Genomic DNA, 13,320 nt, shown 5'->3' on the forward strand with positions numbered 1-13,320 from the left:
TATTTGGGCCACCTCAAAACCAAGGAAATTGCGTGGTGGAGGGGGCAGGATTCGAACCTGCGAAGGCTGAGCCGTCAGATTTACAGTCTGATCCCTTTGGCCACTCGGGAACCCCTCCCAAATGCAATTTGAATTGGTGCCGGCAGAGAGAGTCGAACTCCCGACCTACTGATTACAAGTCAGTTGCTCTACCAGCTGAGCTATGCCGGCACCCCGGTTAGGTGGAGCGCATTCTATGGTACTAATTTTGATAGTGCAATAGCTTTGCGCAAAAAAATTTATATTTTATGGTCAGTTGCTCAGTTTTTGACTTTTTCGCACAAAATCCCAGCAATTTTATCGCTGCCGCGATGGCCGTTTGTGCCTCCGGCACGGCTGTTTATTGCTACGCAATGGCTGTTTATCGCCTTCGGCGATGGCTGTTTGTTCGCTCGCTTTGCTTGCGTACGGCCTTTTGAGCCTGCGGCGCGGGAAAACATAAACACCCTCGCTTTGGGTTTTGCCGCCGCCCCAGGCGGCAAATAGCCGTAACCGCCGAAGGCAGGTTACAAACGGCCATCGCCGCAGGCGATAAAATGCCGCCCGGAACGGGCAAACGGCCGACGCCGCAGGCGTTAATTAAACGGGTGACGCAGGACGATCGTTTCCGCGCGATCCGGACCGGTGGAAATAATATCCACAGGTACGCCGGTCAAGGCTTCGATGCGAGCAATGTAGGCCAACGCTTCCGGCGGCAGTTCATTGTGCTGAGTCAGGCCAACGGTACTTTGCTGCCAACCTTTTAACGTTTCGTACACCGGCTCAACCACATCATAATCTTCTGCGGCAAGCGGTGGGTATTCGCTGATGGAACCGTCTGCCAACTTGTAACCCGTACAGATTTTCAACTCATCCAAGCCGTCGAGAACGTCAAGTTTGGTTAAGCAAAAACCACTGATTGAGTTAATTTGTACGGCGCGGCGCATCGCCACCACGTCTAACCAACCCGTACGGCGTTTACGCCCGGTCGTGGCACCAAATTCATGCCCTTTTACGCCAAGGTGTTCACCGACATCACAGTCCAGCTCGGTTGGGAACGGACCACTGCCGACACGGGTGGTATAGGCTTTGACAATGCCCAGAACGTAGTCGATGTAACGCGGACCAAAACCTGCGCCAGTAGCAACACCGCCGGCGGTGGTGTTGGACGACGTTACGTACGGATAAGTACCGTGGTCGATATCCAGCAAGGTACCCTGTGCGCCTTCAAACATGATCTTATCGCCGCGCTTGCGCGCTTGATCGAGAATCGCCGGTACGTCTGCGACCATCGGTTTCAGGACTTCAGCAAACTGCTTGCACTGCTGCAACACATCATCAAAGCTGATGGCATCGGTCTTGTAGTACTCGGTCAACGCGAAGTTATGGAAGTCGACCAGCTCTTTGAGCTTTTCGGCAAACCGTTCCGCGTTAAACAAATCGCCAACGCGCAGCCCGCGGCGTGCTACTTTATCTTCGTAGGCAGGACCAATACCACGTCCGGTGGTACCAATGGCTTCTTTGCCACGCGCTTTTTCGCGTGCCTGATCTAACGCAATGTGGAACGGCAGAATTAACGGGCAGGCTTCGCTGATGCGCAGACGCTCTTTCACCGGTACATCGCGCGCTTCCAGCATCGCCATTTCTTCCATCAGTGCTTCCGGCGACAACACCACCCCATTACCAATAATGCATTGCACATTGGAACGTAAGATGCCTGAAGGAATCAGGTGCAGGACGGTCTTTTCACCGTCGATGACCAATGTATGGCCGGCGTTGTGTCCACCTTGATAACGCACCACCAAAGTGGCCTTGTCCGTTAACAAGTCAACGATTTTACCCTTACCTTCATCACCCCATTGGGTGCCGAGAATGACGACGTTCTGACTCATGTTTGCCCCGCGTAAAAAAAAAGCGCGGCAATTCTAACCTGTTGCGGCGCTTTTGTACACGCGCATAAAAAAGCCCCGGGTGATTTTTTAATCACTACCGGGGCTTTTTCTCGACCAGGAACTAGTCTTCTAGCTGTCCCTGCATGTCCTGCAAGTACTTGAAGAAGTCGCTCTTGCCGTCCAGAACCAGTACATCGGTACCGGACTCAAACGACTTGGTGTAGGCTTCCATACTGCGGATAAAGGAGAAGAACTCAGGGTCCTGAGAATACGCGTCTGCGTAAATCTTAGCAGCCTGTGCATCACCTTCACCTCGCAGTTCACGCGACTGACGTTTGGCATCCGCCAACATTACGGTGACTCGTGCATCCACATCGGCGCGAATAAATTCCGCCTGCTCGCGACCTTCAGAGCGGTGCTCTGTTGCCACTGCCTGACGCTCAGCACGCATACGCTGATAGATCGACTGGCTGACTTCGTTTGGCAGGTTAATTTGCATCACCCGCACGTCAACCACTTCAACACCCAAGTCACTCGCGCTTTCAGCGCCTTTAATCAAGGCTTCACGCATCAGCTCATCACGTTCACCGGAAACGATGTCAGAGATGGTACGGCTACCGAATTCGCTGCGCAGACCACTGTTGATACGACGAGTCAGCAAGGCTTCCGCCTGCAACTTGTTACCGCCGTTGGTGCTCAGATAAAAGGTCGAAAAGTCGTTAATACGCCACATGACGTAGGTATCAACGATCAAGTCTTTCTTCTCACTGGTCACAAACCGATCCGGATCGCCATCCAGTGTCTGTAGACGAGCGTCCAAGCGTTTGACCGTTTCGATAAACGGAATTTTAAAGTGCAAACCCGGTTCAAATACCCGGGCTTCGCCGGTCTCGGCATCACGCTCAACTTTACCAAACTGGATAAGTATCGCGCGTTCGCCTTCTTTAACGACGTAAACCGATGACAGGCCGAGTGCAACAAGCACAACAACAATAATTGCAATTAGGTTTTTCATTAGTCTCGACCTCCACCACGATTGCTCGAACGGCCAGTACCTACCTCATTTGAGTTCATCGAGTTATTACTATTGCTCGAGCTCTCTAGCGGTACCCGCGACGGTGAGAACGATGTCACGTTACGTCCCTGCTTTTCCAGGATCTTGTCGAGTGGCAGATACATCATGTTGTTGCTACCTTCAACATCCACCAACACCTTAGGCGTTTTGCTGTACAGATCTTGTAAGGTATCCAGATAAATGCGTTCACGCGTTACCTGTGGTGCTTGTTTGTACTCCGGCAGTAACTCGTTAAAGCGAGCCACTTCACCTTGTGCTTCCAGGATAATCTGCTCCTTATACGCTTGTGCTTCTTGCAACATACGGCGAACCTGACCACGCGCCAAAGGCTCGACTTCACGTGCATAAGCTTCCGCTTCACGGATAAAGCGTTCTTCGTCTTCCTGCGCGGAGATCGCATCATCAAAGGCATCTTTTACCGCTTCCGGCGGACGTGCCGGCAACAGGTTAATGTCGACGATTTGCAAACCCATTTCATAAGGCATGACGGTACGCTCTAATAATTCCAGCGTTCTCGCACGAACGTCCTCACGACCGCGGGTCAGCACTTCATCCATGGTGGTATGACCGACAACATAACGCAGCGCACTGTCGGTTGCTTTCGACAGCACAGCATCAGCGTTAACCACGTTAAATAAGTAGTTGCGTGGGTCGACGACGCGATACTGAACGTCCAATTGCACAACGACCACGTTTTCGTCTTGCGTTAACATGAAGCCTTCGGTGCTGTCCGAGCGGATGTTGTTAACGTCCACGTGTTCCACGGTGTCGATAAAGACCGGACGCCAGTGCAATCCTGACTCAACCAGCGTGTGGAAATTACCAAACCGCAATACGACGCCACGATCCGCTTCCTTAACGGTGTAAAAGCCAGCAATAAACCAGACAATCAGGGCGATAATAGCGATTAAGCCAACGCCCTTTGCCGGAATCCCGGAGCTGCCGCCCGAGCCACCGCCTTTTTTGCCGCCAAAGCCGAATTTCGCAAACAGCTTGCGCAATGCTTCATCTAGATCAGGGGGGCCTTGATCATTTCCCCCTTGGTTTTTCCATGGGTCGCGGTCTTTATCACCGCCATTACCCGGTTGGTTCCAAGCCATGGACTACTCCACTTTAGTTTAAATACGCCAATTGTATCTTAGTAACAGTCTAAATTATCTTTGCCCATCTACAAACTGATCGAGCTGATAATCGTACTGCTTTTGTAATTTGCGCCAGTCAACGACCGACATTTTTATCGCAACATTCAGTTGCCCCGTCTCGTCAACGTGCTCAGCCGTGACACTGTTTAGGCTGTACAATGTACCACGTAGTTTACCCATCGACGGCGGTAATTTTAAGCGCAAATCGACCATTTGCTTACCCAGCCGCTCCTGCAACGCTTGCAGAATAAGCTCCAGCCCTTCCCCTTGTTGGGCTGAAACCCATACTCTGACCGGCTTGCCTTCATCATCGCGATCAATTTTCGGGGTAACGGCGTCGAGTTTATCGATTTTGTTGCAAATCATTAACTGCGGCACATCACCGGCGTCAATCTCGGTCAATACTTCGGTAACCTGATCAACGTTATCTTCGTGGTGTTCATCGGCAATATCGACGACATGCAGCAACAAGGTTGCATCTTGTGTTTCTTGTAAGGTCGCCTTAAATGCTGCCACCAGATCGTGTGGCAGATGACGAATAAACCCAACGGTATCCGCCAGGATAACAGTGCCAACCTCATCCACCTCGATTTTTCGAAGGGTCGGGTCAAGGGTGGCGAACAGCTGATCTGCCGCATAAACGTCGGAGCTACAGAGCTTGTTAAACAGCGTTGATTTACCGGCGTTGGTATAACCTACCAGGCTCACGGTCGGAATTTCTGCACGCTGCCGAGCCCGTCGTCCCTGCTCGCGTTGCTTCTGCACCTTTTCCAGCCGCTTAAGAATGTTTTTGATGCGCCCACGAATCAACCGACGGTCGGTTTCCAACTGGGTCTCACCGGGGCCGCGCAGGCCGATACCGCCTTTTTGACGCTCAAGGTGCGTCCAGCCGCGTACCAACCGGGTCGAGATGTGTCGCAACTGCGCTAGCTCAACCTGCAACTTACCTTCGTGAGTTCGTGCGCGCTGGGCAAATATATCGAGAATCAAGCCGGTACGATCAAGCACACGGCACTGACAAATTTTTTCGAGGTTACGTTCCTGCGTCGGAGACAATGCGTGATTAAAAATGACAATGCTGGCTTGCGTTTCCTTCACCAGCTCTGCGATTTCCTCGGCCTTACCACTGCCAACAAAGTATTTTGGACTCGGGGAACTGCGCGCAGCAGTCACCACGCCGAGTGTTTTTACACCTGCTGAGTCGGCGAGTAATTGTAATTCCGAGAGGTCTTCGCGGTCGACTTCGGCGGGTAAGTCCATATGGACCAATATAGCGTAATCGCCACCTTCATATCTGTCGAACAAGTTTGAGAGACCTCCTGCTTGAGTGATTATTCCGGTGCGTCAGCTAAATCCTGCGAGTTCTGCTGAGGCAAATAATTTTGTGGAATGCGCGCGGGCACAACCGTTGAGATTGCATGCTTGTAGACCATCTGACTGACTGTGTTTTTCAGTAACACGACGAACTGGTCAAAGGATTCAATTTGCCCCTGCAACTTGATGCCGTTTACCAAATAAATTGAAACGGGTATACGTTCTCTACGTAATGCGTTTAAAAAGGGGTCTTGTAGTGTTTGTCCCTTAGCCATGCTGGATTCCTTATTCTCGTTATTTATATCCAAGGTCTTTTAAAAAGGCGTCGTATTACAAGCAAGTACGACTCACATCTACCCTAGACCAGTCATTAATTTTTGCAACATAAATCTTATCTATGGGCGGATCGTAAAACTTCAATGCTGGTCAGGAAATCTTTTTGCCGGCTGCTGTAATGCTGCGGCAACCCGGGTTGACAGATCGGTGGCGCCCGTTTCCAACCATTGCACATCAGGCCAGCCCCGGAGCCAGGTTAATTGACGCTTAGCGAGTTGTCGGGTGGCAATAATACCGCGCTCACGCATGGTTTGATAATCATAGTCACCGGCAAGATACGACCACATTTGTCGATAACCGACGCAGCGAACGGACGGTAGATCCGGATGCAGATCGCCACGCTCATACAGCGCACGCACTTCAGCTTCGAATGGTTGCGCCAGCATTTCATCAAAACGCTGCTCGATGCGCTGATGCAACTGCTGACGCTCGCGCGGGGCGATGGCAAATTGATACAGCGGATACGGCAACCGGCCTTCCCGAGCTTGCGTCAGTTCCGTTAAGGTTTTTCCTGACACTCGGTAAACTTCCAGCGCACGCAGCGTTCGTTGCGGGTCATTAGGATGAATACGAGCGCCACTTGGCGGGTCGATGTGGCTTAACTGCTGATGCAGGTGCGCCAGTCCATACTGCGCCAACTCGTCGGTCAGTTGCTGTCGTACCGCCGCATCCGACTCAGGCAATTTCGACATTCCTTCCAACAGCGCTTTAAAATACAGCATGGTACCACCGACCAATAATGGCACCTTGCCGCGGCTGAGAATTTCCTCAATACACTGCGTTGCATCACGCTGAAACTCCGCGGCGGAATAGCTTTCTGCGGGGTCACAAATGTCGATCAAATGATGAGGGACCTGATTCAGTTCTTGCGCCGTAGGCTTAGCCGTACCTATATCCATACCACGGTATATCAGCGCCGAATCAACCGAGACGATCTCGCACGGTAATTGCTCACTCAACGTCAACGCCAGCGCGGTTTTACCGGCGGCGGTCGGGCCGTATAAACAGATCACAAAAGGGTTTGGTTTCATTGCTTACTCAGTTGCTGCCGCGGGCGGCTCCAGATCATACACCAATCCGCGATCAGCGCCCAACTGCTGTTGCCATTGATTGAGCCAGTACTCAGCCTGAGTTAACGAATAGCTCTCGTTGAGTCCGCGCATGGCAAGCCAAGCAGCCAGTTGCTCCAGTTGCTGGGTTTCCAGAACGGTGCGGATGAGACCAACACAATGATGCGCAACATTGCCCTGCCGTAACATCGAGGGCACGGTATCGACCACTAAACGAGACCCCTTTAATCGATAATTCAGGCCACAGCGATTGAGGGTATCGGCCTGCTCCAGCACCTGTTGAGGACTAATGCCAAACTGTTTCAGATCAACGCTCACCTCGACCAATAACGGTTGACCACTCAAGCCCTGCTGCAATTGCTGCTGTAACTGCCTGGTCAACACCTTTCGTTGCGTCGTTTGTAAATCCAGCCAGGCCACCTGCTCGTCATCCTTCATTAGTAACCAACGTTGCCTAACCACCGTTAACGCGCGCCAACTTGGCGTTTTCTCAACAACAGCAGCCGGCTCCGATTCGTCCCGCGGACGGACAACGGCGGCGGCATTTGGCAAAATACTCGGTCCTGCACGATACCCCGACAAACGCTCATTTAATGCGGACGTCTTGGTCTGGTAGCCATGTGCTGGCTTAGCATCCCCCGATGGCTGCGGCCTTGCGGCTTGTGCCTGTGGTGGTGTCTGATCCGCTGATTGCTGAGGTTGTTGACTGAGTGCGTTGGCAACCGCCTGCATGATAAAGTCATGTACCTGCCGCTGTTGATGGAACCTGACTTCGTGCTTGGCCGGATGAACATTAACGTCCACTTGCTGTGGCGGCAAGCAAAAATAGAGCACGTACGTCGGAACACGTTCCGGCAATAAATAGCGTTCGTAAGCCTGACGAATAGCATGACTCAGTAATTTGTCTTTCATCATGCGGCCGTTAACAAAACAATACTGAATATCAGCCTGATGCCGGCAGGCCTCCGCCGGTGCAATCCAGCCACTCAGTTGATAGGGTTCGGCGTTGGCTGATATTGCCAGTGCACTATCCGCAAAGCCTGCACCACAAACCTTCGCCACCCGTCGCCGTTGGCTGTTTTCGTCGGTCGCTTTGACGCGCGGGTAATGGCGTACCCGCTTACCCTGGTGGTTCAGTGTGATGTCGACATCAAAGCGGCTCAGAGCGATGCGCTTGAGCGTTTCGTCGATGTGCGCAAATTCGGTTTTTTCCGTGCGCAGGAACTTACGCCGCGCCGGCGTATTGAAGAAAATATCCTGAATATCGATGCTGGTACCGTCAGGGTGGGCCGCTGGCTCGATTTGTACCGCCATATCGCGACCGGCGGTCCAGGCTTGCCAGGCTTCGCTTTGCTGTGCCGGTTTAGAGGTTAACCTGAGCCGCGAAACCGAGCTAATACTGGCTAAGGCTTCCCCTCGAAAGCCGAGGCTTTGAATCGCCTCTAAATCATCTAAAGAGGCAATCTTACTGGTTGCATGGCGGCTCAGCGCCAACGCCAGCTCGTCTTTACTGATGCCACAGCCATTATCCCGAATCCGTATGCGTTTGATGCCGCCATTTTCGACATCAATCACCAGCTGGTCGGCGCCGGCATCTAACGAATTCTCGACCAGCTCTTTGACCACCGATGCCGGGCGCTCGACCACTTCACCGGCGGCGATCTGGTTAGCAAGCTCGATAGGAAGTTGGCGAATCGGCATCAGCGGCTCGGGATGGTCAGTTTTTGGCCGACTTGCAGCACCGAACTTTTCAGGTTGTTCTCGCGTTTGATCGCCGCCACAGTGGTGCCGTAACGCTCAGCAATCAGTGACAAGGCGTCCCCCGACTTCACCGTATATTCGATGGTGCCGTGATTGGCCAGGTAGGTGTTATCTAATGGGTTATTGACAAAATATTGTCGAATGCCGTTATAAATTGCACGCGCCAGTTTCTGCTGATGGCCGTTACTGTTCAGCAGACGTTCCTCATGAGGGTTAGAGATAAATCCGGTTTCCACCAGTAACGACGGTTTATCCGGCGATTTCAACACCGCAAAGCTGGCTGCCTGAGGCTTGCTTTTGTGCATTTTTGTGATGCGACTCATCTCGTCAATAATGTAACGAGAGGCCGAATACGCGCCGGCAATCGAACTGTCCATCGACATATCCAACAGCGTTTGCGCCAAAAACGGTTCATGCCCGGTATCACGAATAATGGTTTCCGCACCACCGAGCAGTTCCGATTTGCGCTCGGTGCCTTCCAACCAGCGACCCACTTCAGAATCCGCCCGCCGCTTCGACAGCACCCACACCGAGGCACCGCGCGGCTGTGGCGTACGGAACGCATCCGCATGAATTGACACGAAAAAATCGGCTTTTGCCTGCCACGCCTTTTGAGGGCGCAGGTTCAAATCAACATAGTAGTCGCCGGAACGAATTAAATAGGCCTGCATACCAGGATCGTCATTAATCATGCTGGCCAGTGCGCGTGCGATTTTTAGTACCACAGTTTTTTCGTAGGTACCGCTTGGACCAATTGAACCAGGGTCATCACCGCCGTGTCCGGCATCGATAGCGATGGTTACTTTACGATCCTTTAATTCAGCGATGGACTTGGCCGGGCCACTGCGCTCCGCTGACTTGCCCGGCAAATCAACGACTAAGCGGTCCGGATAGGATTCGTTCGCCGGCAACGGGAAAATTTGCGGTTCGCTCTTGGCCGCTAACTCAATCACTATGCGCGTGTCATTGTTATTTTTTGGGGTACTGGTACGAATGAGATCGACCAGCAAAGAATCTTCCCCCAGCTCGTCCAGCGACGTCTTAAGGCTGGTGTTACTAAAATCGATAACCAATCGTAAAGGGTCGCTACCGTACAGTGTAAAGTAGCTGTAGTCCGGCGCCTTCTTTAAGTCAAAGACAATCCGAGTTTTATCAGGCGACGGCCATACCCTGATACTTTCAATGCTGTTCTGGGCAGCGGCTAACGCCGGTGCCAAAGTAAGTATCAGCACCAGCGCAGATTGCCACACATTCCCGAAAATACGACGGTAATTCATAATTGTTGTAATAACGCTTCTGCGTCTTTATTTTTAGCGTCCAAAATAATGCGACGACCCTGCTCATAATAGCTTAGCGTGATTTCAATATCGGCTTGCGGAAGCCATCCTTCACCACGCTCAGGCCATTCGATCAGATTCAGCGTGTCATTGGCGAAGTAATCCCGAATCCCCATGTATTCGAGTTCCTCCGGATCCGCCAACCGGTACAAATCAAAGTGGTGCACTCGCCAGTTATTGAGCTGGTAGGGCTCAACTAAGGTGTAGGTCGGACTTTTTACCGCCCCTTGATGCCCCAAGCGGTTAATGATGCCGCGGCAAAACGTTGTTTTGCCAGCACCCAAATCGCCGTGTAAATAAATCACCACAGGCTGTTTTATCGCTTCGGCAAAACGCGCGGCGAAAGCCAGTGTGTCCTGTTCGTTTGCTAAATCTCGTTGAAGCCGTGTCACTGCGTATCCTATCAATAATTATTCGAGCGGCAGGCCGTTCACCAGGCGCCGTAACGGTAACAACAAATCGGTCGCCAGCGTGCCGCGTTCACCATCCTTTCCGGCCTCTTCACCCGCCACTGCATGCCAATAGGCACCTGCAACGAGTGCCTGCGCCGGTGCCAATTTCTGCGCCAGCAGTGAGCCAATCAAACCGGCCAGACAATCTCCCATGCCGCCGCTTGCCAGCGCTGGACTACCACGGCCGATGACGAAATTACCACGTTCAGAGCTGATCAGGCTACCCGCCCCTTTCAGCAGCACCTGGCCCCCAAACCGTTGGCGAAGTGATTCGACCGCGCTAAACCGATCTTGTTCCACGTCCTTTGCCGAGCTTTGCAATAAACGTCCTGCTTCACCGGGATGGGGGGTTAACACAAAACGATCCGAGCGTTGTGGCGATTGCGCCAGCAAATTCAGCCCGTCCGCGTCAACCACTTTGACATTATTATTGCCATTAATGACTTCGTTAAAACAGGCTTTGGCCCATTCGCTCTGACCAAGGCCCGGTCCAATCACCACCACCGTTGCCTGAGCCAGCAGCGGCTTCAATGCATCACTTGCATGGATACCATGAACCATCGCCTCGGGCTGCGCCGCGGCAATCACTCCGACATTATCCGGGTGACAGGCAACCGATACTTTGCCTGCGCCGGTGCGCAACGCGGTTTTCATTGCCAATATCACAGCACCGGGCATACCTTCGCCCCCGCCAACGACCAGCACATGACCAAAGTCACCTTTATGGGCATTCACCCGTCGTTTACCGAGCCAGTCATAATAGTTGTCACAACCTGCCAGCTTCCAATCGGCTTTATTCGCGTTGAAGAACGCCTCGCCGACACCCAAATCAGCGAGCTGCAGTTGCCCCACAAAAGCCGGTGCTTCACCCGTGTAGAGTCCGCGCTTGATTGCGACCATGGTAACGGTCAGCGTTGCCTTAATGGCTGCCCCCAATACGGCACCGGTATCAGCATCAATACCAGACGGAATATCCACCGCCAGTACCGGCAGCCCGGATTGATTAACATCACGCGTCCAGCGTAATAACCGACCTTCCAGCGGCCGACTCAAGCCAATGCCAAACACCGCGTCAACCACAATATCAAACTGCGTTGCCTCAAATTCGTCAAACCGGTGTTCTTGCTGACCTAGGTCGCGCCAGGCCTGACGCGCGTGTTGTGCATCATTGCTGGTAACCTGTTGCAGCTCTGCATCCGGCTTAAGCGCGAACACGCTTACCCGGTAGCCCTGCTGCTGTGCCAGGCGCGCTACCACATAGCCGTCGCCGCCATTATTGCCTTCCCCGCAAAATACCGCAACTCGGGCTCCTTGGTGGCACTGTTGCTGTAACTGCTGGAACACGGCTTTCCCGGCTGCGGCCATCAATGCACGCATGCTCAAACCGCTGCGCTCAGCCGCCTGCTGTTCCCCTTCACGTACCTGTTCTGCACGGTAAAGACTTTGTGATAAACTTACTGTTGCCGTTTCTGACATTATTGCCCCCAAAAGCGAGTAAGTCATGCCCAAGCAGCCGCTCACCGAACAACAACTGGCCCAACTGGCGACCGACATAAAACGTTGGGGCGCTGAACTCGGTTTTCAAAAAGTCGGTATTGCGGACTTAGACCTGAGTCGTCATGAAGCTAGCTTACAAGACTGGCTGGATAAAGGCTATCATGGCGAAATGGAGTTTATGGAACGGCACGGTATGCTCAGAGCACGCCCAGCTGAGTTGCACCCGGGTTCCGTGCGGGCCATTTCGGTACGGATGAATTACCTGCCCGTAGAAGCGGGCTTTGCGAAAACGCTTAACGACTCCAACAAAGCCTTTATCTCTCGCTATGCACTAGGCCGCGACTACCATAAGCTGATGCGCAAACGGCTGAAACAGCTGGGTGATAAAATTAAGGCCGCATTCGATGGCACCGATTTTCGTCCATTTGTCGATTCGGCACCGATCATGGAGCGTCCTTTGGCCGAAAAAGCCGGGCTTGGCTGGACCGGTAAGCACACACTGATCCTCGATCGAGACAGTGGCTCATGGTTTTTTCTTGGTGAGTTACTGATTAACTTACCGCTACCGGTCGACCAACCGGTGGAGGAAGGCTGCGGCAGTTGCACCGCCTGTATAACCATTTGCCCGACCCAGGCCATCGTCGGGCCTTATGAGCTGGATGCGCGCCGTTGTATTTCCTATTTAACCATCGAGTTACGCGGCGCGATTCCGGAACACCTGCGACCACTGATCGGTAACCGCATTTATGGTTGCGACGACTGCCAGCTGATTTGTCCGTGGAACCGCTATGCCCAGCTTACCGACGAGGCCGACTTCAACCCCCGCCAGTATTTACATAGCCCTGAATTACTTACCCTGTGGCAATGGGACGAACAAACCTTTCTGGAGCGGCTGGAAGGCTCACCGATTCGCCGGATTGGTTTTGACTGCTGGTTGCGCAACCTTGCTGTGGCACTTGGAAACGCCAACGCCGATGTCACCATTATTGAAGCATTGGAACAACGTAGTGGTGAAGTCAGCGACATGGTTCAGGAGCACATCGACTGGGCACTGGAGCGCCAACGTAGTGGTGTGGCAAAAACCACACAACAGTTAAAACGGCTGGTAAGAGCGGTCGAAAAAGGGTTACCCCGCGACGCCTGATGGCGCAGCTTATTCTGGTTTAAATACCCCGATGACCTGATCAAATTGACGTTGACTGCCGCCGCCTTGCTCCTTCGGTTCGCTGAAGCGATGCTTACATTCGACACACTCAACCTGTTCGACGTCGTTCTCGAGGAATAGCATGAGCGTATCCATCGCCTTGCATTTGGGGCAGGTTGCCCCTGCGATAAAGCGTTTTTTCTGTCGTGCCACAATGACTCCTGTGTCAGCTATCCGCGAAAATGGTAGACTGTGCCTATTCTACCTTAACGTAGGCAAACG

Annotated in this window: 13 protein-coding genes and 2 tRNA genes; 2 read left to right on the top strand and 13 right to left on the bottom strand. The window is 52.8% G+C overall.

What is annotated here, in order from left to right; genetic code table 11:
- Positions 1-33: 33 nt before the first annotated feature.
- Positions 34-118, bottom strand: a tRNA-Tyr gene (locus CWE23_RS05295).
- Positions 119-134: 16 nt separating this feature from the next.
- A tRNA-Thr gene (locus CWE23_RS05300) sits at positions 135-210 on the bottom strand.
- 54 nt (positions 211-264) lie between these two features.
- Between CWE23_RS05300 and CWE23_RS05305 the strand changes: the two genes are divergently transcribed.
- Positions 265-525 carry a hypothetical protein gene (locus tag CWE23_RS05305; protein WP_126819689.1) on the top strand — a complete coding sequence of 87 codons (261 nt, stop codon included), beginning with the start codon at positions 265-267 and terminating at the stop codon, positions 523-525.
- A gap of 89 nt (positions 526-614) precedes the next feature.
- On the opposite strand, the gene CWE23_RS05310 is transcribed toward CWE23_RS05305, so the two are convergent.
- From CWE23_RS05310 to CWE23_RS05355, 10 genes are all read right to left on the bottom strand, one after another.
- Positions 615-1,910, bottom strand: a complete 1,296-nt coding sequence (locus CWE23_RS05310; RefSeq protein WP_105305512.1) for an adenylosuccinate synthase — start codon at positions 1,908-1,910, stop codon at positions 615-617.
- Between the two features lie 121 nt (positions 1,911-2,031).
- Positions 2,032-2,925: a protease modulator HflC gene (gene hflC, locus CWE23_RS05315; RefSeq protein WP_105305511.1), complete on the bottom strand. Its 894-nt coding sequence runs from the start codon at positions 2,923-2,925 to the stop codon at positions 2,032-2,034.
- Positions 2,925-4,085, bottom strand: a complete 1,161-nt coding sequence (gene hflK / locus CWE23_RS05320) for an FtsH protease activity modulator HflK (protein ID WP_105305510.1) — start codon at positions 4,083-4,085, stop codon at positions 2,925-2,927. The genes hflC and hflK overlap by 1 nt, the downstream gene beginning before the upstream one ends.
- Positions 4,086-4,139: 54 nt before the next feature.
- Positions 4,140-5,432 carry a ribosome rescue GTPase HflX gene (gene hflX, locus CWE23_RS05325; protein ID WP_105305509.1) on the bottom strand — a complete coding sequence of 431 codons (1,293 nt, stop codon included), beginning with the start codon at positions 5,430-5,432 and terminating at the stop codon, positions 4,140-4,142.
- A gap of 26 nt (positions 5,433-5,458) precedes the next feature.
- Entirely contained in the window at positions 5,459-5,716 is a 258-nt protein-coding gene (hfq, locus tag CWE23_RS05330; protein ID WP_105305508.1) for an RNA chaperone Hfq, read from the bottom strand.
- A 141-nt stretch (positions 5,717-5,857) separates the two neighbouring features.
- Positions 5,858-6,808, bottom strand: a complete 951-nt coding sequence (gene miaA, locus CWE23_RS05335; protein WP_126819690.1) for a tRNA (adenosine(37)-N6)-dimethylallyltransferase MiaA — start codon at positions 6,806-6,808, stop codon at positions 5,858-5,860.
- Between the two features lie 3 nt (positions 6,809-6,811).
- The gene (mutL, locus tag CWE23_RS05340) at positions 6,812-8,548 is read right to left on the bottom strand and encodes a DNA mismatch repair endonuclease MutL (RefSeq protein ID WP_126819691.1); all 1,737 of its coding nucleotides are present in this window, start codon (positions 8,546-8,548) and stop codon (positions 6,812-6,814) included.
- A complete protein-coding gene (locus CWE23_RS05345; protein WP_105305505.1) occupies positions 8,548-9,885 on the bottom strand; it encodes an N-acetylmuramoyl-L-alanine amidase in 1,338 nt (445 codons plus the stop codon). Before CWE23_RS05345 ends, mutL begins: the two co-directional genes overlap by 1 nt.
- On the bottom strand, positions 9,882-10,337 hold the full coding sequence (gene tsaE / locus CWE23_RS05350; RefSeq protein ID WP_105305504.1) for a tRNA (adenosine(37)-N6)-threonylcarbamoyltransferase complex ATPase subunit type 1 TsaE: 456 nt from the start codon (positions 10,335-10,337) through the stop codon (positions 9,882-9,884). Before tsaE ends, CWE23_RS05345 begins: the two co-directional genes overlap by 4 nt.
- Positions 10,338-10,355: 18 nt before the next feature.
- Positions 10,356-11,873: an NAD(P)H-hydrate dehydratase gene (locus CWE23_RS05355; RefSeq protein WP_105305503.1), complete on the bottom strand. Its 1,518-nt coding sequence runs from the start codon at positions 11,871-11,873 to the stop codon at positions 10,356-10,358.
- 25 nt (positions 11,874-11,898) lie between these two features.
- Between CWE23_RS05355 and queG the strand changes: the two genes are divergently transcribed.
- On the top strand, positions 11,899-13,038 hold the full coding sequence (gene queG, locus CWE23_RS05360; RefSeq protein WP_105305502.1) for a tRNA epoxyqueuosine(34) reductase QueG: 1,140 nt from the start codon (positions 11,899-11,901) through the stop codon (positions 13,036-13,038).
- A 9-nt stretch (positions 13,039-13,047) separates the two neighbouring features.
- On the opposite strand, the gene CWE23_RS05365 is transcribed toward queG, so the two are convergent.
- A complete protein-coding gene (locus tag CWE23_RS05365; protein WP_105305501.1) occupies positions 13,048-13,251 on the bottom strand; it encodes a YheV family putative zinc ribbon protein in 204 nt (67 codons plus the stop codon).
- Positions 13,252-13,320: the final 69 nt, after the last annotated feature.

Source organism: Idiomarina aquatica, from assembly GCF_003987185.1.
Classification (GTDB): Bacteria; Pseudomonadota; Gammaproteobacteria; order Enterobacterales; family Alteromonadaceae; genus Idiomarina; species Idiomarina aquatica.

Bases quoted from the DNA above. Each gene is read 5' to 3' on its own strand.
- CWE23_RS05310 (WP_105305512.1), bottom strand. From the start codon at position 1,910: ATGAGTCAGAACGTCGTCATTCTCGGCACCCAATGGGGTGATGAAGGT.
- hflC (WP_105305511.1), bottom strand. From the start codon at position 2,925: ATGAAAAACCTAATTGCAATTATTGTTGTTGTGCTTGTTGCACTCGGC.
- hflK (WP_105305510.1), bottom strand. From the start codon at position 4,085: ATGGCTTGGAACCAACCGGGTAATGGCGGTGATAAAGACCGCGACCCA.
- hfq (WP_105305508.1), bottom strand. From the start codon at position 5,716: ATGGCTAAGGGACAAACACTACAAGACCCCTTTTTAAACGCATTACGT.
- miaA (WP_126819690.1), bottom strand. From the start codon at position 6,808: ATGAAACCAAACCCTTTTGTGATCTGTTTATACGGCCCGACCGCCGCC.
- mutL (WP_126819691.1), bottom strand. From the start codon at position 8,548: ATGCCGATTCGCCAACTTCCTATCGAGCTTGCTAACCAGATCGCCGCC.
- CWE23_RS05345 (WP_105305505.1), bottom strand. From the start codon at position 9,885: ATGAATTACCGTCGTATTTTCGGGAATGTGTGGCAATCTGCGCTGGTG.
- CWE23_RS05355 (WP_105305503.1), bottom strand. From the start codon at position 11,873: ATGTCAGAAACGGCAACAGTAAGTTTATCACAAAGTCTTTACCGTGCA.
- queG (WP_105305502.1), top strand. From the start codon at position 11,899: ATGCCCAAGCAGCCGCTCACCGAACAACAACTGGCCCAACTGGCGACC.